The organism is Hymenobacter baengnokdamensis, assembly GCF_008728635.1.
GTDB classification, from domain to species: domain Bacteria; phylum Bacteroidota; class Bacteroidia; order Cytophagales; family Hymenobacteraceae; genus Hymenobacter; species Hymenobacter baengnokdamensis.
This window is the reverse complement of sequence record NZ_CP044285.1, coordinates 2935228-2957685: the sequence shown is the minus strand read 5'-3', so window position 1 is coordinate 2957685 and position 22458 is coordinate 2935228. Positions and strand designations below refer to the sequence as shown.

Genomic DNA, 22458 nt, shown 5'->3' with positions numbered 1-22458 from the left:
AGCTTGCCGAAGCATCTCTACCACGCCGTATGAATCGTTCAGCGAAGCGGTAGTGATGCTTCGGCAAGCTCAGCAGGACGTTCATTTTTAATTTTCCGAAGTGCTTAATTGGAAGCAGGTAATTAAACAACACAATTACAGCTGCCGAAACCGGACTTCAAAGGCCTCAATCTGCGTTTCGCTGCCCAGCACCAGGATAACGTCGCCCGGCTCCAGGTTATAATTCGCGTCCGGACTCACGAGCAGGGCCCCGTTGTGCTGGCGCAGGCCGATAACCGTGGCGCCGGTCAGCGAGCGGATATCCAGCTCGCGGATGCTGCGCCCGCGCAAATCCTGGCGCATCTGCTCATAGCTCAGCTCTTCGAGGCGCAGCTTGTCGGCGCTCAGGCCCGAAATCATATCCAAAAACCGGATTACTTCGGGCCGCACCACCAGGTCGGCCATCTGCGAGCCGCCAATCTCGTCGGGCATTACCACCGAGTTGGCGCCGGCCGCAATCAGCTTGCGCTCCGACACTTTATGCGAAGCGCGGGCAATGATGTTGAGTCGCGGGTTGAGCGCCCGCGCCGACAGCGCCACCGACATATTATCCGAGTCGTTGGGCAGCGCCGCGATGATGGCTGAGGCCCGCCCCACCCCAGCCTGCTCCAGCACGGGGTCCATGGTGGCATCGCCCAGCACCGAGAAGATTTTGCCGCCGGCCACGCCGTCGCCGTCCACATCGACGCCGTTGCGGCCTTCCGTCAGCTCTTTTAGCAGCTGCTCGTTCAGCTCGATGACAACCACGCGCACGCTGTTCAGCACCAGCCGCTGGTAGGCTTTACGCCCGTTGCTGCCAAAGCCGCAGATGATTACGTGGCCGCTGAAACGCTTGATTTCCTGGTCGATACGGTACATATTGAATAAGCGGCGCAGCTCTCCGTCAAAAATAAACGTCGTGATTACCGACACGAAGTAGGCAACGACCAGCAGATTGTAGAGGATGTAGGCGCCGGCAAAGATGCGGCCGGCTTCCGAGAGCGGACGCAGCTGCTCGTAGCCGCCCGGCGCCACGGTAATCACGCTCATGTAGAACGCGTCGGCCAGGTTGAAATGCTCGATGCCCATGAACCCCGCCAGGCCAATGGCCAGGCTGGCCAGCGTCAGGGCAGCGGCGTATTTCAGACGAGTTAACTGGACGCGTTGCAGCATAAGCGGGAATACCGGCCGTCTCCGACACCCCCGGAGACGATAAAAAAATAAGCCCGACAAAGTTCGGGCTTATTTCTTCAGTTTCGCGCGCTGGCTACTGCGGCTTCACGGCCGCGGGCAGCGGCTTACGGGGCAGCTTCTGGTCGCGCATGGCGGCGTTGTACACGAAGGAGGCCACTACCACCGAAGCCTGCTTGAGGTCGTCGGGCACGAGGCGGTCGTAAGTATCCTCGTTGGAGTGGTGGGTACGGGAAAAGTAGTCGAGGCCATCCTGGATAAACTGGAAGCCCGGCAAGCCAACGGCGTCGAAGGAGATATGGTCGGTGCTGCCGGTGTTGCGCAGGGTTACGGTATTGGCGCCCATGTCGGCGAAAGGCTGAAGCCAGGCGGTGAAGATGGGCTTGACGGCCTCATTGCTTTGCGCGTAGATGCCCCGAATTTTACCGCCGCCGTTATCGAGGTTGAAGTACGCGGCCAGCTTCTCGTGGTCGGGCTTGAGCTGCATAGTGGCGGGGTCGGCAAAGTGGTTTTTGACGTAGTTGCGCGAGCCGTGCAGCCCTTCTTCCTCCTCACCCCAGAGCGCAATGCGAATAGTGCGGCGCGGCTTCAGGCCCGCAGCCTTCAGAATGCGCACCGCCTCCAGCATCACGGCGCAGCCGGCGGCATTGTCGGTGGCGCCGGTGGCAGCGTGCCACGAGTCGAGGTGGCCGCCGAGCATGACCACTTCGCTTTTGAGCTTTTTATCGGTTCCCGGGATTTCGGCCACCACGTTATAGCCTTTCAAATCCTGGGTCTGGAAATGGGTTTTGGTTTCCATTTCCACTTCTACCGGCACGCCGGCTTCGACGAGGCGAATCAGCCGCAGCTGGTCTTCGCTCGACATCTCCAGCTCGGGCAGCACCGGCTTGGCATCGGCGGCGTAGGGCGCGCCGTTGGTAGTGAACACCGTGCCATCGGAGCCCCGGCCGGGGCTGAGCACGGCGGCCGCCCCCTCAGCCAGCAGCATATCGCCCAGCTTCTGGCGCAGCTCGCGGGCGGCGAGCATGGCAGCGCGGCGGGCCTCAGGGTTAGCTTCGGCGGGGCGATTAGCGGCCGTGGGGGCCCCACCCGCCGGCGCGTCGGCCATCTTCTGCAACTCATCGACGGTGAGGCGCTTAGCATCGGGCTCGAAGTTGGGCTGGGGCGGCGTGGCCACCGGCAGCAGCACAATTTTATCGCGCAGCTGGCCTTTATACTTCTCAAGGTCGGCTTCGGCCTTTACGTTTACATAAGCCACCTGCTTGCGCAGGCTGCCGCTGGTGCCGGGCGTCCAGGCCTTGGGCACGCCAATCATGGCGTGGTAATACGGGGCCGTCATGGCCACGTAGCTCTTGTCGATGTCCCAGCCCCGGCCAAAGTCGCCCCAGGCTTCCACGTTGGCATTGGCCAGGCCGTAGTCGGTAAGGCGCTTTTTGGCCCAGGCGTTGGCGCGGGCCAGGCCCTCGGAGCCGGCCAGGCGCGGGCCGCACACGTCGGTGAGGTAAAAGGCCGTTTCCATCACCTTCGAGCGGTTCAGGCCCTCGTCCTTGATTTTGGCCAGGGCAGCAGCATCGGGCTTTTCGGAAGACTGGCTTGTGCCGGCCGGCGATTGGGCCAGGGCGGGCGCAGCGAGCAGGCCGGCGGCGGCCACCGTGAGTAGAAATTTTTGCATCAGCCAGAGAAGTTAGGAAACAGGATGAAATATTCCGGGAAAATAAGGGACGCTGATTTTAGCCGGGCGTTGCGCACCGCCCGGCCGTGCCGCCGGATAAGCTCGCAATCTTCTGCCCAGCTAACATAACAAAGCCTGGCCAGCAAATTGAACAGATTTATAAAAAAATAATTATATTCAAATACTTTGCTTACAAATAAACGTCCTGCTGAGCTGGCGTCCGCTAGTCGAAGCATCTCTACCGCGTCGTTAGATGAATCGGTAGAGATGCTTCGACTAGCGGACGCCAGCTCAGCAGGACGTTCTTTTACCTTGTTCCTAATTCAGGAACAGGGCTATTTAGTAACTCTATATTTACTCAGCCGCCTCAGTGGCTTTCGTAATCGCGTCCACAATGGCCTCCGAGATGCCCGTGCTGCTGAAGCCGCCGTCGTGCATCAGGTTTTGCATGGTCACGTAGCGCGTGAGGTCCGAAAACAGCGATACGCAGTAGTCGGCGCAGGCTTCGGCGGGCGCGTTGCCGAGCGGGGCCATGCGGTCGGCATACTCGTAAAAGGCGTTGAAGCCGCTGATGCCGGTGCCGGCCGTGGTTTTGGTGGGCGACTGCGAAATGGTGTTCACGCGCACCTTTTTGAGGTGGCCCAGGCGCTGGCCGTAGCTACGGGCAATGCTTTCGAGCACGGCCTTGGCCTGCGACATATCGGTGTAGTCGAGGAAGGCGCGCTGGGCGGCGATGTAGCTGAGCGCCACCACGCTGCCCCACTCGTTGAAGGCATCCTGCTTTTCGGCCACGGCCAGCATCTTGTGCAGCGAGAGCGCCGACACATCGAGCGTCTGCTGAAAGAATTTGTAGTCGAGGTCGCCGTAGCTCTTGTTCTTGCGAATGTTGGCGCTCATGCCAATCGAGTGCAGCAGGAAGTCGATTTTACCGCCAAAATGGGCTTGCGCCTCGGTAAAGAGCGTGCCCAGCTCCTCTACCGAAGTAGCATCGGCCGGAATAATGGGCGCGTCTATCTCGGCGGCCAGCACCTTGATTTCGCCCATGCGCATGGCCAGCGGCGCGTTGGTGAGCACGATGCGGGCACCTTCGGCGTGCGCCTTCTGGGCCACTTTCCAGGCAATGGATTGGGAATTGAGGGCGCCGGAGATGATGCCGACTTTGCCGGCGAGGAGGTTACTGGACATGAGGAATAGTCAGGTTAGCGCACAAAAGTAACGAAATGTGCGGCTGCTCCCCTACCCAGCCACTGCCTCCCCGCGCAGCGCCAGCAGCTCGCGGGCGCTTTGCAGGGCGTTTTCGCTGGGCTTGGCGCCGGCAATCATGTGCGCGATTTCCTTGATACGGTCTTCGGGCGAAAGCTGGCGGATGCGGCTCACGGTGCGGTCGGCGCGGTCTTCCTTGTACACGAAGTAGTGGGTGTCGCCGGCCGCCGCCATCTGGGGCAGGTGCGAAATGGCCACCAGCTGGTGCTTATGGGCCATCTGCTGCATCATGCGGCCCACCTTCACGGCAATCTCGCCGCTGATGCCGGTATCGATTTCGTCGAAGACTATCGTGGGCAGGGCCGTTTTATCGGCCAGCATGTACTTGATGCACAGCATCAGGCGCGAAAACTCGCCGCCCGAGGCGGCCTTGCTCAGGGTTTGCGGCTGGGCGCCCTTGTTGGCAGTAAATAGGATATTTACTATATCTGAGCCACTGGCGGCCAGCGGGCCGGTTTTGTGCTCCACCACGATGCGGGCGTGGGGCATACCCAGGTCAGCAAGCAGGGCGCTCAGCTCTTTCTCAAACTTCGGAAATGCCTTGCGGCGGCTTTCCGAGAGCCGGGCCGCCTGGGTGGTCGCCTGCTTCAGGGCCGCATCCGAGTCTTTGCGCAGGCGGGTTATTTCCTTATCCAGGTTCAGCACCGAGCCTACTTTCTGGCGCAGGGTTTCGCGGGTTTCGAGCAGGCCGGGCACGTCGCGGCGCTGGTGCTTGCGCTGCAGGTTGTAGAGCACCGTAAGGCGGGCCTGCAACTCCTCGGCGCGGGCGGGGTCGCCCTCGGTGCGGCGCTCGGCGGTTTCTACCTCGTCGGCAATGTCGTGCAGCTCAATCAGGCAGCTTTCGAGGCGCTGGCGCAGCTCGCGAAACTGCTCGGCGTAGCCACTCACCTGCCCCAGCAGCGTCGAGGCGTCCTTCATGGTGCCGGTGGCGCAGGTTTCGCTGTCGCGCAGGCCGTGCAGGGCCTGGCTGAGCTTGTATTTGATTTCCTCGGCGTGTTCCAGCTGCTTTACCTCCTGCTCCAGCGCGTCCTGGTCTTCTTTGTCGAGGCCGGCCTCTTCCAGCTCATTCAGCAAAAAGCTGTTGTAATCCAGTTCTTTACTAGCCTGCACCGACTGGTCTTCGAGGGCCTTGAGGTCGGTTTCGAGCTTACGGTACTGGCGGTAGGCGTTGCCGTACTGCGTGCGCGTGGGCACCAGGTTGGCGTAGAGGTCGAGCAGGTTGAGCTGAAACACGGCATCGCCCAGCAGCAGCGTATCGTGCTGCGAGTGAATGTCCATGAGGTTGGCGCCTATCTTGCGCAGGGCGTCCAGCGTCACGGGCGTGTCGTTGACGAAGGCCCGCGACTTGCCCGACGGGCTGATTTCGCGCCGCAGAATGCACTGCGTGTCGTAGTCCAGGTCTTCCGACTCGAATATATCCTGAAGCTGATAGTTTGTGATATCAAACTGCCCCTCAATCACGCACTTACGCTCGGTATTAAAGAGCATCCGCGAGTCGGCCCGGTTGCCCAGCAGCAGCCCGATGGCCCCGAGCATAATGGATTTGCCGGCCCCGGTTTCACCGGTAATAATATTGAGCAGCGGCGAAGGCCGCAGCTCCAGCTGCTCAATGAGCGCGTAATTCTGAATGCGTAAATCGACTAACATTGCTTCGACTCCTTAATATCGGCGGTTCTTGCGAGCAGAGTGCGGCAAGGACAAACCAGCCCCCTTTATTGCTTGATAACTGTCTGATACTTAGCTAAATTCCCCGGGTCCACATCGGTTAGCAGCGCCACGAGCTGCTGCTTTTGCTGCGCATCGGTGCTGGTACGAAAGATATTGGTAATCTCATCGGCCTTGGCATCAAAGAAGGCCCGCAAAAACAACGTATTGGGGCGTACTGAATTGGCTTTTTGAATACCCGTGAGAGCAGCCATAATGGAGGTACGCGCTTCCTCGGGCTTCTCGATAAAAATATCCATTCCCTGCCGGTAGTAAGCGTAGAGGCCGGTCCGGAAGGCTTCGAGCTGCGGGTCGGTCAAGTTATTGAGCAGCCAGTAGCGGTTGCGCGGACTAGCATCGGTCCAGCCAGGGTCCGACTCGCTGGTCAGCGTCTGGGTTGCTGAATACTGCAAAATAGTTCGCGCCTGGTCGTAATAAGGCGTGCCGCCGAGCCGGGCAAAGGTGTCCTGGTCGGTGCCAATAACCAGGTAAGCATAAAAGGCCAGCAGCGACGACAGGTTATTGACAAAGTTGCTGGGCGCATAATCGAGCGGCGTCTGGGGCGTATAGTTAAAATTAAAACTGCGGTCGTTGATATTCAGCAGGTTAGTTTCGTAGCCGGTGCCATATACCGGCCGCGTAGCAATGAGGCGCATGGTGGCCTGGTACGAGCCATTCTGCGGAACCGCCGTGATGCCCACAAAAACGCGCAGCTTGATGCGCTCCTCGGGCCGGTACGTCTGGCGGGTCCAGGTGCGCGTGTTGAGGAAGGCGGTCATGTCCTTCTGCAGCTGCTGCACGAGCGTGGGGTCCGTAATTGTCACATTTTCCAGCGACACGGCCACCTGGGCGTTCAGCTCCTGCGCCTGGGCGGGGCGGGCCAGCATAGCCGTAGCCAGCAGTCCGAACAGAAAGAATACTTTACGCATATATAGCAGTAAAATGAGTCAGAATAAGCGCTACCAGCGTGCGGGCCAGCTCGGTTTTGGCTTGTAGCTCAAAGCTACGCACCTCGCCGGCCCGGTCGAGCACGGTCACTTTATTAGTGTCGTGCCCAAAGCCAGCCCCGGCATCACGCAGAGAATTGAGTACTACCAGGTCGAAATTTTTGCGGTGCAGCTTGTCCTGGGCATGCGCCAGCTCGTTGGTAGTTTCCAACGCAAAACCGACCGCAAATTGTTCAGCCCGCTTGGTCTGGCCGAGCGTAGCGGCAATATCCACGTTTTTTACCAGCGTCAGGGTCAAGGTATCGCCCGCTTTCTTAATCTTTTCGGCGGCCACTGTCGCCGGCCGGTAGTCGGCCACGGCGGCGGCAAATACCCAGATATCGGCCAGCGGTGCGGCGGCCGCGGCCGCCTCATACATCTGCTGGGCCGTTTCAACGCGCAAGGTCGTTATCAGCAGGTTGGCTGGCGCCGCCAGCGCCGTGGGCCCGCTGATGAGCGTGACGCTGGCGCCGGTCGCGGCAAACGCTTCGGCCAGCGCGTAGCCCATTTTGCCCGTCGAGCGGTTGCCCAGAAAGCGCACCGGGTCCAGCGGTTCGTAGGTGGGGCCAGCGGTGAGGAGAACGCGCATCATATTCTATTAATTTTCACAATAGAATTTCATGCTTCGGCAAGCTTAGCATGACGTTCTATTTTTTTTTATCCATAAAGAACTTTTCCAGCTCTGCCACTATCTGCTCGGGCTCCAGCATGCGGCCGGGGCCGCTAAGGCCGCTGGCCAGCTCCCCGCTGGGCGAGTCAAAAACGTGGTTGCCAAACGAGCGCAGGCGCTGGATATTCTGCGTCACGGCCGGGTGGGCGTACATGTCGAGGTCCATTGCCGGAGCCAGAAATACCGGGCAGCGGGCCGACAGGTACACGGCACTTAGCAGATTAGGACACAAGCCGTTAGCCAGCTGGCCGAGCGTGTTGGCGCTGGCTGGCGCAATCAGGTAGGCATCGGCCCACAGGCCCAGCTCGACGTGGTTGTGCCACTGCCCGCTGGCCGCATCACGCAAAAAGCCCGTCAGGACGGGCTTTTTGGAGAGAGTGCCTAGGGTAAGCGGCGTCACAAAGGCGGCGGCCGCTTCGGTGAGAATAACCTGCACCTCGGCGCCGGCCTGCACCAGCAGGCGCACCAGCGGGGCGGCTTTGTAAGCGGCGATGCTGCCGCTTACGCCCAGCAGAATATGCCGTTTTTGCAATATTGATGGCACGCGGCTACCGGGCGATTGTTGGGGGGCAGTCATCAGGCAAAACGGTTAACAATCGGCAAGCAACGGCCATCGGGCTGCCTAGAACAGCTCGCGGGGAATAATTACCGGGGCTGCTTCCGGGGTTTCGTAGTGCAGCTCACCGGCAATAAACTCTTCGATAGCCTGGCTGGTAGGCTTGGGCTGACGCTCGTACTGCTTGCTGATTTCAATCTGCTCGCGGTTTTCGAATACTTCTTCGAGGTTGTCGACGGTGGTCGCAAACTCGGCCAGGCGGTCGGCCAGCTCTTCTTTCAGCTTCACCGACAGCTGGTTGGCGCGCTTCGAGATGATGGAGATGGCCTCGTACACGTTGTTTTTGTCGGTCGTGATGTCGGCCAGGTTGCGGGTGATGATGGAGGCGGAGGCGGGAGCTTTCATGAGAAATTACACTTCGTTAGAATAGATACTGAGTTGTTGCTTAGTGGCCCCGGCGGCCACCACTTCGGCCCGACGACTGCGAGCGGGGCGCGGGGGCCGTGGCATTTACCTGCTCCACGGCGGCCTGCGCGGCCGCCTGGGCTTCGGGAATAGCTTTGAGGCGCTCCAGCTCGGCGCGGCTGTCGTCGTACATGGTTTGGGCCGTGCGCAGGTTTTTGCTCTGGGGATAGGTGTCAATGAAGTGCTGGTAGAACGAGACGGCATCCAGGTAGCGCTCGCGCTGCTTCGCTTCGATACTTTCCCTGGCCCAGGCATACTGGGCCGACAAGCGGATAAAGTCGGCCTGCTCGCCGTAAGCCGAGCCCGGAAACTGCGTCTCGAAGTTGCCGAGCGCCGTTACGGCCGCCTGGTTATAGCGCAGGGCATAATACAGCTTGGCGCTTTGAAACGCCTTGTTTTCCAGCTTCTTCTGCAGCTCCTGCGACATGCTTTCCGCTTCCAGCCGGAACTGGCTGGTCGGATAGGTATTCAGAAAATCCTGAATAGTCTCCAGGGCCGTTACCGTGTTGGTTTGGTCGAGCTCGTAGCTGGGCGAGTCGCGAAACAGCGACTTGGCTCGCAGAAAAGAGGCCTCTTCTACCTGCGACGAGTTGGGGTACGTATCAATAAACTGCTTGAAGTAGTAGGCGCTCAATACGTAGTTGCGCTGCTTGTAATTCGTGTTAGCGAAGTAAAACTGCGTCTTTTCAGCTTCGGGCCGGCCTTTAAGCAACGGAATGAGCTCCTCAAGCAGGGCGCCCGAGCGGAAATAGTCGCCACTATCGTAATACTTAATGGCTGCCTCGTACTTCTGGTTCACGGTGCCGCTTTTGAGTAGCTTCTGATAGCCAGTGCACGACCCCAGCGCAAGGGTGCCGGTGAGCAGGGCGGCGGTAATCAAACGGGAGAATTGCATACAAAGGGCAAAGGTACAAGTAAAACGACGCTCAAACCGCAGGTAGTTCCGCTACGGGGCTGCGAGGCCAGGAGCCCCAAACTCAGCGGGGGGTTGCAGGCGCGACGGGCCGCGCGGACGCGGACGGCTTTATGGGCGCGGTTTTGGGCCGGGCGGCGGGTCTGGAATGCGTTGTGCGCCTGGCTTTCGGGTGGGTTTTAGATGCTTTCGACTTTGGCTTAGCTTTCGGCTTGCGGGTGAGGTCGGCGGCGAAATGCTTGCCGAAGACCACGCGGCGCGTTGGGCGCTCGGCCACCCGCCAGCGGTAGCCCTTCAGCTGCTTCACGTCATCTTTTAGCTCGTGCACCGGCGTGTAGCTGGCCTCGGGGTTGGTGAGCCAGGTAAGCTGCTTGATTTTATTATCAACAAAGCGCAGCCGCATGCTGGCCGACACCGACTTGTTCATCCCGCTCATCACGGTATCGCCGTCGAGGGTAAAGTAGAGGCTCTCCGCGTTGCCCAGCACATCAATGCGCGCCATCTGCCCGCGTCGGAAATACGCCACCATATTGCGCCCCTTCACCTGGTTATGGTCCTGCACAGTGTCTTCCTGCACGGCAAAGGCATTAGAAAACAGGTTGGCCCGGTCGAGCTGCCCGCGCCGGAAGCGCAGGTTCATCGAGTCAGACGTAAGCTGGTTGCGGGCCTGCCACACCACCGGGTCGCGGTTGAGGTAAATGATACTGTCCTGACGGTCGTAGGTGAGCGAGTCGCAGCGGCCCTGCATCTTACCCCGGAAAATCTGCACCTTGGGCCAGGCGTACAGAATGGGCCGCTGCACCGCCCGGCCGGGCCGGGTTTCAACGCTCAGCAGCGTGTCGGCGGCCATATAGAGGGTATCCTTGCCCGAGATGTTGCGCACCACCGGCCGCGAGCCAAAGAGCTTGGTGCGGCCCAGCGCCCGCCAGTAGCGGCCCTGGTCGCCGCGCAGCACCAGGTTATCTTTCTTGGAAATAAGCGAGACGTGGCCCGTGGCAATGCCGTAGAGCTTTACCTGGTCGTACACCAGCTGGTCGCCGCCGAGCAGGTAGCCGGGCGTGTCAATCTTGGCGTTGCGGGCAAAGTTGGATACGCGGGTGGTGGTGTTATACGTGCCTTTTTCGGCGTACAGGTCGCCCTGGGTGCTTTTAATGCGCGTAGGCCCATCGAAATAGGCAATCTTGGTAATGGTATTAAAAGTCAGCGTGTCGTTGCGCAGGTCGGTGGGCTGGCCCTGCTCATCGAGTGAAACCAGGTGCACATCGCGCTTAAAAACAAAGACTTTACTATTGGTATCATAAAAGCCTTGCTGGCTATCCAATGTATTCTTCGGGTCTACGATATGGCCGCCCACGGTGTAGAAAGCCGTTTTGCGGGTGAGGTCGTAGTCGAGCGCCGTAGTGGTGAGGGTCATGCGCGGGTCGTGCATCGTCACGACCTGGCCGGTCATGCGGGCCGTGCGCTTGTTACCATCATAAAAGCCGTGGTCGCCGGTGATGGTCATGGTATCGCTCTGCACGATGCGTACATTGCTAAACGCCTCTATCTCATTGCGCTCCAGGTACTGGTAAGCCGAGTCGCAGTACAGAAAAACGTCCTGCTGCTTAAAGCTTACGTTGCCAATCAGCTTGCGGATTTTTACACCGTTGAAGTCGCCGCCGCGCAGCTCGCGGGTGCCGGGCAGCAGCTCGACGGGTGCTCCTTTCACGGGCTGCGGGCGCGGACCGGGACCAGCAGGAGTGGGCGGAGCGGCCGGGCGGTTTTGGGCCTGCAGCGCCCCCAGCGGCAGCAGGAGCAGAATAGCTAAGAGAAAACGGAGAAGCGGCATTCGGCCCAAAGTTACGGCGACGGGGCCGGGGCTAACGCGCATCTTTGCAGTGTAGTGCCCTCCCTCCTATTTGTCATGCTCGACCAGGTTAGCCAGTTTATCAGCCAGAACGCTCTTTTTAACCCCGAAACTGATACCGTGCTCGTAGCCGTGAGCGGCGGTCTCGACTCGGTGGTGCTGCTCGATGTGCTGCACCGGCTGGGCACAAAGCTGGCCGTGGCGCACTGCCACTTCGGCCTGCGCGGCGAAGAGGCCGACGCCGATGAGCAGTTTGTGCGCAAGCTGGCCAAGCAGTACGAAGTGCCCTACTTCGCCGAGTTTTTCCAAACCAAAGCCTTTGCCGGGCGCGAAGGCATCTCGACCCAGATGGCCGCCCGGCTGCTGCGCTACCGCTGGTTTGAGCAGGTGCGCGCTACCAACGGCTACGCCGCCGTTGCCACCGCCCACCACCGCCGCGATGCCGCCGAAACCATGCTGCTCAACCTGACGCACGGCACCGGCCTGGCGGGCCTGCACGGCATCCGGGCCAAAAATGGCTACGTGGTGCGCCCGCTGCTGCCCTGCGCCAAGGACGACCTTTACGATTACCTGGTCGAGAACCGCCTTATCTGGCGCGAGGATGCCAGCAACGACAGCCCCATGTACCAGCGCAACCGCCTGCGCCAGCAGGTGCTGCCGGTGCTGCGCGAAATCAACCCCAACCTCGATAATACCCTGGCCGCCACCGCCGAGCGCGTGGGCGGGGCCGAAGAAATCGTGCGCCGCTACGTCGAAACCCTGGCCGCCGAGGCGAGGCGCGACGAGGGCGATACCATATATATTGAAATCACTGCACTTGCCGCTGCCGCTGCGCCGGCTTTGGTGCTGCACGAGCTGCTGCGCGAATTTGGCTTTGCCTGGCCGGTGGTGAAGGAAATAGTGGCCGCCTTCGATGGCCCGGCCGGCCGGCAGTTCGACTCGCCCACGCACCGCCTGGTGAAGGACCGGGGCCGGCTCGTTATCACGCCGCGCCGGCTGACGCAGTACGGCACGTTCCAGTTAGCTGAAGCCCAGGAAGACTTATTGGCCGACGGCCTGCGCCTGCGCGCCACCCGGCACGATGGCGCAGGCTACGAGATTCCGCGCTCGCGCAGCACGGCCGCGCTGGATATGGATAAGCTAAAATTTCCGCTCACCCTGCGGCGCTGGCAGGAAGGCGACTGGTTTATGCCGCTGGGCATGAAGGGCAAAAAGCACCTGAGCGACTTTCTCATCGACCAGAAAGTACCGCTCAATCTCAAAGAGGAAGTGCGCGTGCTCACTTCGGCCGATGGCAAAATATGCTGGGTGGTGGGCATGCGCGTGGATGAGCGCTTTAAGGTAGAGGAAACCAGCACGCGCGTGCTGGCCGTGCAGCGGCTGTAGCCTGCGCAAAACCAGACTTGCGCCTGGGCTACCCCTATTAAAAGAAACACTGTTTGATACAGCAAGTCCAAGCTGCCAGCCGGAAGCTGCTAAGCAGCAAATCAATTGCTCGGCGTATGCCTGCGGCTATATTGGAAAAAGCTCCCTTTCCCACCCTATCTTGCCCAAGGTTAAGTGGATTAGCTAAACTTTTAGCTACCTATCAACCAGCCCTCTTTCTTCTTTCTACAACTGGCTATGTCTCTTACCATTACCAACCTTTCCAAAACCTACCCTAACGGCACGCAGGCGCTGCGGGGGGTAAACCTGACGATTCCTACCGGCATGTTTGGCCTGCTCGGGCCTAACGGGGCGGGCAAAAGCTCCCTGATGCGCACCATCGCCACCTTGCAGGATGCCGATACAGGCAGCATTATGCTCGATAATATCGACGTGCTGCGCGATAAGGAGGCAGTGCGCCGGGTGCTGGGCTACCTGCCCCAGGAGTTTGGAGTATACCCCAAGGTGAGCGCCGAAGAGCTACTCGACCATTTCGCGACCCTCAAAGGCATTGCCAACGGCCGCGAGCGCAAGGAGATGGTGGCGGCGCTACTGCACCAGACCAACCTCTACGACGTGCGCAAAAAGCACGTGGGCGGCTATTCGGGCGGCATGAAGCAGCGCTTCGGCATTGCGCAGGCGCTGCTGGGAAACCCGCGCCTCATTATTGTGGATGAGCCCACGGCCGGCCTCGACCCCGCCGAGCGCAACCGCTTCCACAACCTGCTGAGCGAGATTGGCGAGAACATTATCGTCATTCTCAGTACTCACATTGTCAGTGATGTAAGCGACCTGTGCCGCAGCATGGCCATTATCAACAAGGGCGAAGTGCTGCTAACCGGCGACCCGCAAACGGTAATGAACGCGCTGCACGGTAGAATCTGGAAAAAGCTTATCGAGAAAGCCGAGCTCCCCAGCTTGCAAGCCAATCAGCGCGTGATAAGCTCGCGCCTGTTTGCGGGCAAAACGGTGGTACACGTGCTGGCCGACAGCGCGCCGGGCGCGGGGTTTGAGCAAGTCAGCCCCGACCTGGAAGACGTGTACTTTTCGGAAATCAAGAATTCAGAATTAGCAATTAAGAATTAAGGCCGCGCCAGCTTGACTACCCGCTAGTTAAGTCAGTTTTTAATTCATAGTTTTTAATTCCAAGAACCATGTTCCTGCCTATACTCCTTTTTGAACTGAAGTACCGGTTGCGGCGGCCAGCCACCTGGATTTACTTTTTGCTGCTGACGCTGCTCGCGGGCCTGCTCGTGACGGCGGCCGGCGGCGGCTTTGGCACCGGCGTGGGCGTGAGCCTGGGCGGCGACGGGCAGGCCGTAAAAATCAACGCGCCGTTTTCGGTCACTATCGTGCTGGGAGTGCTCAGCACGTTTGGTGTCATCGTGGCTTCGTCGCTGATGGCCAACCCTGTGTACCGCGACTTTGAGTACCGCACGCACCCGCTGTTCTACACCACTCCCATCACCAAGGCCGGCTACCTGGGCGGACGGTTTGTGGGCTCTTTTCTGATTGCGGCGCTGGTATTTCTGGGCTTGGGGCTGGGCGCGGCGGTGGCGGGCGCAATGCCCTGGGTCGAGGCCGACCGCTTTCTGGCGCATACGCCGCCCGGTACGTATCTGTGGCCCTACCTGATTATTATCCTGCCCAACCTGCTGTTTAGCGGGGCTATTTTCTTCACCACGGCCACGCTCACGCGCAATATTCTGAGCACCTACATCGGGTCGGTGGTGCTCTTGGTGGGCTACCTCATTGCCAACTCCTACCTCTCCGACCTCAAGAATGAGCATTTGGCGGCTACGCTTGATGCCTTTGGCCTCGGGGCCGTGGAGCTGACGACCCGCTACTGGACGGCCGCCGATAAAAATACGCGCCTGCTACCACTCAGCTCCTTTGTGCTGCTCAACCGGGCCGTGTGGCTGGCGGTGGGGGTGGGGCTGCTGGCGTTTTGCTACGCCCGGTTCAGGTTTTCAGCTTTTGCTTCGGACAAAGCTCCCGGAAAGCGCAAAAAGGCAGCGGCGACCGTGCTTGACGACGATACTGTAGTGCCAGCACCTACCACCTTGCGGCTGCCGCGCGTGGCGCAGTTATTCACTCCCTCCATGCACCTGCAACAGTGGTGGAGCCTCACCAGGCTGGAGTTTCGGGGCATCGTGCGGAGCGTGTATTTCGCTGCCATTGTAGGGGCAGGCGTCATTTTTCTGCTGGCTACCTCCTCGCAGATTGGTAAAACCTTCGACACCACGACCTACCCCGTCACGGGTGAAGCAGTGAGCGTGCTCAGCGGCACATTCTTCCTGTTTCTGCTGATAATCATCATTTACTACAGCGGCGAGCTGGTGTGGCGCGAGCGCGAGGCCGGCGTGGCCCAGATTACCGATGCCGTGCCGGTACCTACCTGGGTGCCGTTTATGAGCAAGCTGGCCGCTCTGGGCCTGGTGCAGGTGGTGCTGCTGACGGTAGTGCTGCTGTGCGGGCTGCTGGTGCAAACGGTGAAAGGGTATTTCCACTACGAAATCGGGCTGTACATCCAGGCGTTGTTTGGCCTGATGCTACCCTATTTGCTGCTGCTATGCGTGCTGGCCATGCTAGTGCAGGTGCTCGTAAACAACAAGTACCTGGGCTTCTTCGTGATGATATTATATTACGTAGCCAATATATTCCGCAGTCAGCTGGGCTTTACCCACCGTCTGCTGGCCTATGGCGGGGCACCCGGCGCGCCGCACTCCGACATGAACGGCTACGGCCACTTCATGCCCGCTTTCTGGTGGACCAAGCTGTACTGGGTGGGGTGGGCTATTCTCTTTGTGCTGCTGGCCAACCTGCTTTGGGTGCGCGGCACCGACTCGAGCGGCCGCTGGGCCGAAGCGCGCCGACGCTGGGGCAGCAGCAGCACGCTGGCCGCTTTGGTGGGGCTAGTAATTGCCATCGGCACGGGCAGCTTTATTTACTATAACACCAATATTCTCAATCAGTACCGCACGCCCAAGCAGCAAGAAAAGCTGCAAGTGCAGTACGAGCGCCAGTACCGTCGCCTCAAGGACGTGGCGCAGCCGCGCATCGTGGCCGTAGATCTGAATACCGACATCTTCCCAAGCACTAGGCGCGTGCATTTTCAGGGGCAGTTTATGCTGGTGAACAAGCATACGCGGCCCCTCGATACGGTGATTGTGAGTTTGCCCGCCGAGCAGCACCCACGCCTGCGCCAGCTGGCCCTGGGCCAGCCCGGCACGGCCAGCCTGGTGCTGAATGACACGACCCTGGGGACGCGTCTCTACCGGCTGGCCCATCCGCTGGCGCCCGGCGACTCGCTACCGCTCACCATGAGCATCGACTACCGCGAACTGGGTTTTCCGAACAGCGACTCCAACACCGACATCGTGTATAATGGCAGCTTCATCAGCTCCAATTACCTGCCCAGCCTGGGCTACCGCGAGAACGCTGAGCTGACCAACGACCAGACCCGCAAAAGCTATGGCCTCAAGCCGCGCCCGCGCATGGCACCGGTCAATGATTTGAAAGCCCGGCAGAATACCTACATCAGCCAGGATGCGGACTGGATTCGCTTCCGCACTACGGTAAGTACCGAGGCCGACCAGACGGCCATCGCGCCGGGCTACCTGCAGAAGGAATGGACGAAGGATGGCCGCCGCTATTTCACCTATGCCATGGACCGGCCGATGCTGAATTTCTACACCTTCCTCTCGGCCAGGTACCAGGAATACAAGGCCAACTGGGTCGATTCAGTGGGCCACCGCACCATCCCCATTACCATCTACTACCAGCCGGGCCACACCTACAACCTGGCCCGTATGGCAGCCGGTGCCCAGGCCGCGCTGGCGTATTGCTCCAAGAACTTCTCACCCTACCAGCACCAGCAGGTGCGCATCCTGGAATTTCCGAACTACCAGCAGTTTGCCCAGAGCTTCGCCAATACGATTCCGTTTTCGGAGGCGATTGGCTTCATTGCCAAGGTTGACCCCAAAGACCCTGAGGACCTTGATTATCCGTTCTACGTGACGGCCCACGAGGTGGCGCATCAGTGGTGGGCGCACCAGGTAATTGGGGGCAACGTGCAGGGTAGCACGCTCATGGTAGAGTCGATGGCCGAGTATTCGGCCTTCATGGTACTCAAGCACACGTTTGGTTACTACACCATGCAGAAATTCCTGAAAATCGACCAGCGGCGCTACCTGCAGGGCCGCGCCTTCGAGCGGAAGAAGGAGGTGCCGCTGGCCCTGGTCGAGAATCAGCAATACATTCACTACGGCAAGGGCTCGGTGGTGATGTACGCCTTGCAGGACTACCTGGGCGAGCAAAAGCTGAACGCGGCCCTGCACGACTATGTGAAAGCGGTAGCCTTCCAGGGGCCCCCTTACACCAACTCGACCGAGTTTATCAGCTACATCCGCCGGGCGGCACCCGACTCGCTTCAGCAGTTTATCACGGATAACTTCGACCGCATCACGCTGTACGAAAACCGTGTGACTGCTGCCTCAGCTAAAAAGCTGCCCGATGGCCGCTACCAGGTCAACTTCACGGTGAAGAGCCAGAAGTTTTACGCCGACAGCACCGGCAACCAGCGGCCGACCCCCGAGCACGACTACGTGCCGGTGGCCATTTTTCCCGCGCCGGGTCCCGGCAAGCAGCCCCTGCCGCCCCTACTACTCATCAAGCGTCGCCTCGTGGCCGGCGACAACAAGCTGCAATTCGTGGTGGCCCAAAAGCCGGCCTCCGTGGCCGTAGACCCTTACCACGAGCTGATAGACCGGAACCTGGACGATAATACGAAAGAGGTGAAGCTGTAAGCGATTCGGGCGCGGGCAACGTGCTCCTGCCAATTTGGACGTACTTTTACCGCGCCAGACTTGCTGGCACCGTTCCCTCCTACCCTTCATTTATTCTCATGAAAGTTACCGTAGTTGGGGCTGGCAATGTGGGCGCAACCTGCGCCGACGTGCTCGCCACCCGTGAAATTGCCAACGAAGTTGTACTGGTCGACATCAAGGAAGGCATTGCTGAAGGCAAAGCCCTCGATATCTGGCAGAAAGCGCCCATTATCGGGTACGATACCCGCACCGTGGGCGTTACCAACGACTACGCCCGCACCGCTGGCTCGGAAGTGGTAGTCATTACCTCAGGCTTGCCCCGCAAGCCCGGCATGAGCCGCGACGACCTGATTGCGACCAACGCCGGCATCGTGAAATCGGTAACCGAGCAGGTGGTGAAATATTCACCAAACGCTATTATTATCGTCGTATCGAACCCGCTCGACGTGATGACTTATCAGGCGCACCTCACCGCCAAGCTGCCCCGCGAAAAGGTATTCGGCATGGCCGGCATCCTCGACACGGCCCGCTACCGCGCCTTTTTGGCCGAGGCCCTCAACGTGAGCCCGAAGGATATTCAGGCCGTGCTGATGGGCGGCCACGGCGACACCATGGTGCCGCTGCCCCGCTACACCACCGTGGGCGGCATTCCGGTTACGGAGCTGATTTCCAAAGACAAGCTGGACGCCATTGTGCAGCGCACCGCCGTAGGTGGCGGCGAGCTGGTGAAGCTCATGGGCACGTCGGCCTGGTACGCGCCTGGCGCGGCGGCCGCCCAAATGGTAGAAGCCATCGTGCGCGACCAGCGCCGGGTGTTCCCGGTGTGCCTCGAGCTACAAGGCGAGTACGGCATCAACGGCGTGTACCTCGGCGCCCCGGTTATCCTGGGCAAAAACGGCGTGGAGCGCGTGATTGAACTGCAGCTCAACGACGAGGAGAAGGCAATGCTCGAAACCTCGCGCGGCCACGTGAAAGAGGTGATGGATGCGCTGGACAAGATGAGCGCCGCCCCGGCCGCGTAGGTTTTCTAAGGTACCAATTTATAAGAGCCGTTTTCCTTCGGGAGAGCGGCTCTTTTGCGTTGTACGCGGCACGCGGTGCGCAGCGTAGTACTTTAGCGCGGCCTAACTCCCTTGCATGCACTTACAACTCGTTGATACCAACCAAGAAATAACCGACGCCTGGAATAAAGTCTTTGCTGATGTGCCGCAGGTCAGCATTCATCACGGCTCAATTTTCGATTATCCGGCCGACGCGCTCGTCAGCCCCGCCAACAGCTTCGGCTACATGAATGGCGGCATTGACTTTGCCATTTCCAAGCACCTGGGCTGGCACTTAGAGAAGGACTTGCAGCGCATTATTCGCGATAAATACTATGGCGAATTACTGGTAGGTCAGGCCGAGCTGCTGCCCACCGGCCACAGCCTGTTTCCCTACTTGATTGCGGCCCCCACCATGCGCACGCCCATGACCATTACGCGGGGGCCCAACGTGTACCAAAGTATGAAAGCCGTGTTGCTGCTACTACGCTACGGCAAGCTAGCCACCGGCGAGTTGGTGAGCGACAAGGTGCACCGCATATCTATTCCGGGGCTAGGCGCGGGCATTGGGCAGGTGCGGCCGCTGGTGTGCGCCCGCCAGATGCGCCTGGCGTGGGAAGATGTACTGCACGAAAAATTCAGCACCGAAGCCGGCTGGGAGCAGATGTGCGCCAACTATGCCTACTTCTACACCCATAATGAGTCGGATATCAATTACGACATTCCATAAAAACTTGCTTGGAGAGGCAGCCGCAGTGGTTTTTATCCCAAGCCTACCTTTGGGGCTCGATTATGTCTGACTCACCCCTGGCCACCCTGCTCATCCAAACGGCCTTTATTGGCGATGTTATTCTGGCCACGGCGCTGGTTGAGTACCTGGCGCAGCACGAGCCGGGCCGGCCGCTCGATGTGCTGGTGCGACGCGGCAATGAAGGCTTGCTGGCTGGCAATCCGCACATTCGTCGCGTATTAATCTGGGATAAGAAAACCAGCAAGTACCCGAATCTGCTGCGCCTGCTTAATCAGATTCGGCGGGAGAAATACGGCCGTGTGGTGACGTTGCAGCGCTTTGCCAGCACGGGGTTTCTCACGGCGTTTTCGGGCGCGGCCGAGCGGGTGGGCTTTGCCGAGAACCCATTCAGTCGGTTTTTCACGCGGCGCGTGCCGCACGTTATCGGCGATGGCACGCACGAGGTGACGCGCAACCTTTTTTTACTTAAAAATGAAAAATTAAAAATTAAAAATACGCGTGCTGAGTCAACAGAAAATGTAGGCTCAACACTCATTTTTAATTCTAAGCCCAAGCTCTACCCCACGCCCGCCGATGAGGCCGCCGCTGCAGCCTACGCAGCCGTGGGCGAATACCTCTGCCTGGCGCCCACTTCGGTATGGTTTACCAAGCAATACCCGGAGGAAAAGTGGCTGGAATTACTGGCCGCCCTGCCCGCCGATTTGCCGGTGTACCTGCTCGGCGGCCCGCCCGACACGGCGGCCTGCGAGCGGCTGGCGCAGGCGGCCAACCGACCGGGCGTGGTCAATCTATCAGGAAAATTATCCCTATTGGCTTCGGCGGCGCTAATGCGCGGGGCGGTGCTGAACTACGTGAACGACTCGGCCCCGCTGCACTTGTGCTCGGCCGTGGATGCGCCGGTGTGCGCTATTTTCTGCTCTACGGTGCCGGCGTTCGGGTTTGGGCCGCTGAGCACGTTTTCGCGCATTGTGGAGCATCCGGGGCCGCTGGCTTGCCGACCGTGCGGGCTGCACGGGCACGCCCGCTGTCCGCTGGGTCATTTTCGCTGCGCGCTGGAGATTGAAACGCCGCAACTGCTGGCGGCGCTGGCCGAGGCGCGCGCCTGGCGAATGAGGTAAAGCTCGCTAAGCCAGCTGCTCCCAGATGGCCCGCACGCTGAGGCTACCCATTATGAGCACCACCAGCCAGCCGGCGGCCAGCATCCAGCGCGGGTGGCGGTAGCTGCCCATGAGGCGGGAACTGGCGGCGGCTACGAGTACAATGGCGAGGGCGATGGGCAGTATCAGCCCGTTGATGGCGCCGGCAAAAATGAGCAGCTGAGCAGGCTTGCCAACCAGCACGAATATACTGGTTGACAACACGATAAACACCGAAATGCAGGCCCGCTCGTAGCGCTCGAATACGGGGTGAAACGTCTTGAAAAATGACACCGACGTGTAGGCCGCGCCCACTACGGAGGAAATGGCCGCGCTCCACAATATTATGCCGAATATGCGGAAGCCCACCTCGCCCGCCGCCGACCGGAACACCCCCGCCGCCGGGTTGTCGGCTTGCAGCACGGCCCCGTGGCTCAGCACCCCCACAATGGCCAGGAAGAGCACAAACCGCATAATGGTGGAAATAACGATGCCGCTGACGGCGCTGCGCGTCACTTCGGCCTGGCTACCAAGGCCTTTTATACCGGCATCGAGCAGGCGGTGGGCGCCCGAAAACGTGATGTAGCCGCCCACCGTGCCGCCCACAATGGTGACAATGGCCGCCGCGCTTACCCTGGCCGGCAGCAGGGTATGGTGCAGCGCCTGCAGCAGCGGCGGGTGCGCGCTGAAGGCAATTCCCAGCGTGAGCAGAATCTTGACCGTCCCCAGAACCTTGGTAAAGCCGTCGAGCATCCTGCCGACTTCGCGCACCCAGAACAGCAGCAGGGCCACCCCGCAGCTGATAAGGGCGCCCTGCTCGTACGAGAGGCCGGTGAGCACATTCAGGCCCAGCCCGCAGCCGGCAATATTGCCGATGTTGAAGGCGAAGCCGCCCAGAATAACCATGCCCGCCAGGAAGTAGCCCAGCCCCGGCAGCAGGCGGTTGGCCAGGTCCTGGGCCCGCAAGCCACTCACCGTGAGTACGCGCCAGGTATTGAGCTGCGCGCCCACATCAAGCAGCACCGATACCAGAATCACAAACCCAAAGCTGGTGAGCAGCTGCTGGGTAAACACGGTGGTCTGGGTCAGAAACCCCGGGCCGATGGACGAGTTGGCCATCAGAAAAGCAGCGCCCAGACTGGCCCCGCCGAGCGTACGAAACCTCAGCTTCATCGGGCGCTGGGCGCAACGGCGGGGGTAGCACGCACCTCGATGGCGGCTTGGGCCAGCGCCGTGCGCAGCTGCCGGGCAAAGTCCAGGGCGTGGGCGCCGTCGCCGTGCAGGCACACGGTATCAGCCCGGATGGCCACCTCCGGCCCCTGCTGGGTGCGCACCCAGCCCCCCTGCACCATGCGCAGCACCTGGGCAATGGCCGCGTCGGCGCTGGTAATGAGGGCGTCGGGCTGGCGGCGGGGCGTAAGCGTGCCGTCGTGCTGGTAGGTGCGGTCGGCAAATACTTCGTGCGCGGTTTTGAGGCCGATTTTTTCGCCGGCTTTGGTCAGCTCGGAGCCGGCCAGGCCGTAGAGCTTCAGCTCAGGCTGCACTTTGTAGATGGCTTCGGCGATACTCTCGGCTAACTTGGCATTGGTAGCGGCCATGTTGTAGAGCGCGCCGTGGGGCTTGAGGTGATGCAGCTGGCCACCTTCGGCCCGCACCACGGCGGCCAGCGCCCCGAGCTGGTACACCGTCATATCGAAGGCTTCCTGGGGCGAAATGTCCAGGTTGCGGCGGCCAAAGCCTACCAGGTCGGGCAGGCCGGGGTGCGCGCCGATGGCCACGCCGTGGCGCAGGGCCAGTTGCACGGTCTGGCGCATCACGCCGGGGTCGCCGGCATGAAACCCACAGGCGACGTTGGCAGAGGTGATAAGCGGCATTATTTCGGCGTCTTGGCCCAGCGTCCAGGCCCCGAAGCTTTCGCCCATATCACAGTTTAAATCAACAGAAGGCATGGTTGCGCTAGTGAAAGATTAACGTTCGGACTCGATGAGAAAGC

At 60.3% G+C, this 22458-nt stretch carries 18 protein-coding genes; 6 read left to right on the top strand and 12 right to left on the bottom strand.

Annotation, left to right across the window (positions count from 1 at the left end; translation table 11 throughout):
• Positions 1-135: 135 nt before the first annotated feature.
• The 10 genes from F6X24_RS12655 to F6X24_RS12610 all read right to left on the bottom strand — a co-directional run bounded on the left by F6X24_RS12655 (position 136) and on the right by F6X24_RS12610 (position 11266).
• On the bottom strand, positions 136-1191 hold the full coding sequence (locus tag F6X24_RS12655; RefSeq protein WP_151088349.1) for a potassium channel family protein: 1056 nt from the start codon (positions 1189-1191) through the stop codon (positions 136-138).
• A 94-nt stretch (positions 1192-1285) separates the two neighbouring features.
• Positions 1286-2881 (bottom strand): M28 family metallopeptidase, encoded by a 1596-nt coding sequence (locus F6X24_RS12650; RefSeq protein ID WP_151088348.1) that lies wholly within the window; start codon positions 2879-2881, stop codon positions 1286-1288.
• A gap of 354 nt (positions 2882-3235) precedes the next feature.
• On the bottom strand, positions 3236-4066 hold the full coding sequence (locus tag F6X24_RS12645) for an enoyl-ACP reductase FabI (RefSeq protein WP_151088347.1): 831 nt from the start codon (positions 4064-4066) through the stop codon (positions 3236-3238).
• 51 nt (positions 4067-4117) lie between these two features.
• Positions 4118-5791, bottom strand: a complete 1674-nt coding sequence (recN, locus tag F6X24_RS12640) for a DNA repair protein RecN (RefSeq protein ID WP_151088346.1) — start codon at positions 5789-5791, stop codon at positions 4118-4120.
• 65 nt (positions 5792-5856) lie between these two features.
• A complete protein-coding gene (porD, locus tag F6X24_RS12635; protein ID WP_151088345.1) occupies positions 5857-6777 on the bottom strand; it encodes a type IX secretion system protein PorD in 921 nt (306 codons plus the stop codon).
• Entirely contained in the window at positions 6770-7426 is a 657-nt protein-coding gene (locus F6X24_RS19330) for a phosphopantothenoylcysteine decarboxylase (RefSeq protein ID WP_317132483.1), read from the bottom strand. Before F6X24_RS19330 ends, porD begins: the two co-directional genes overlap by 8 nt.
• Before the next feature lie 55 nt (positions 7427-7481).
• Entirely contained in the window at positions 7482-8081 is a 600-nt protein-coding gene (locus F6X24_RS19325) for a flavoprotein (RefSeq protein WP_151088344.1), read from the bottom strand.
• Between the two features lie 45 nt (positions 8082-8126).
• Complete coding sequence (locus tag F6X24_RS12620; RefSeq protein WP_151088343.1) at positions 8127-8465, bottom strand: DNA-directed RNA polymerase subunit omega; 339 nt, start codon at positions 8463-8465, stop codon at positions 8127-8129.
• Between the two features lie 40 nt (positions 8466-8505).
• Positions 8506-9420 carry an outer membrane protein assembly factor BamD gene (locus F6X24_RS12615; protein ID WP_151088342.1) on the bottom strand — a complete coding sequence of 305 codons (915 nt, stop codon included), beginning with the start codon at positions 9418-9420 and terminating at the stop codon, positions 8506-8508.
• A gap of 82 nt (positions 9421-9502) precedes the next feature.
• Entirely contained in the window at positions 9503-11266 is a 1764-nt protein-coding gene (locus tag F6X24_RS12610; protein WP_191906316.1) for an OstA-like protein, read from the bottom strand.
• Between the two features lie 54 nt (positions 11267-11320).
• On the opposite strand from F6X24_RS12610, the gene tilS reads away from it, so the two are divergent.
• From tilS to F6X24_RS12580, 6 genes are all read left to right on the top strand, one after another.
• On the top strand, positions 11321-12670 hold the full coding sequence (gene tilS / locus F6X24_RS12605; protein WP_229725076.1) for a tRNA lysidine(34) synthetase TilS: 1350 nt from the start codon (positions 11321-11323) through the stop codon (positions 12668-12670).
• Positions 12671-12907: 237 nt separating this feature from the next.
• A complete protein-coding gene (locus F6X24_RS12600) occupies positions 12908-13795 on the top strand; it encodes an ABC transporter ATP-binding protein (protein ID WP_151088340.1) in 888 nt (295 codons plus the stop codon).
• 68 nt (positions 13796-13863) lie between these two features.
• Positions 13864-17517, top strand: a complete 3654-nt coding sequence (locus F6X24_RS12595) for an ABC transporter permease/M1 family aminopeptidase (protein WP_151088339.1) — start codon at positions 13864-13866, stop codon at positions 17515-17517.
• Between the two features lie 98 nt (positions 17518-17615).
• Positions 17616-18560: a malate dehydrogenase gene (mdh, locus tag F6X24_RS12590; RefSeq protein WP_151088338.1), complete on the top strand. Its 945-nt coding sequence runs from the start codon at positions 17616-17618 to the stop codon at positions 18558-18560.
• A gap of 115 nt (positions 18561-18675) precedes the next feature.
• Positions 18676-19308 (top strand): macro domain-containing protein, encoded by a 633-nt coding sequence (locus F6X24_RS12585; RefSeq protein WP_151088337.1) that lies wholly within the window; start codon positions 18676-18678, stop codon positions 19306-19308.
• 62 nt (positions 19309-19370) lie between these two features.
• A complete protein-coding gene (locus tag F6X24_RS12580; protein ID WP_151088336.1) occupies positions 19371-20447 on the top strand; it encodes a glycosyltransferase family 9 protein in 1077 nt (358 codons plus the stop codon).
• Positions 20448-20453: 6 nt separating this feature from the next.
• Here F6X24_RS12580 and F6X24_RS12575 read toward each other — a convergent pair whose 3' ends face one another.
• A complete protein-coding gene (locus F6X24_RS12575) occupies positions 20454-21638 on the bottom strand; it encodes an NRAMP family divalent metal transporter (RefSeq protein ID WP_151088335.1) in 1185 nt (394 codons plus the stop codon).
• Positions 21635-22414: a LamB/YcsF family protein gene (locus tag F6X24_RS12570; protein ID WP_151088334.1), complete on the bottom strand. Its 780-nt coding sequence runs from the start codon at positions 22412-22414 to the stop codon at positions 21635-21637. Before F6X24_RS12570 ends, F6X24_RS12575 begins: the two co-directional genes overlap by 4 nt.
• Between the last annotated feature and the right edge of the window lie 44 nt (positions 22415-22458).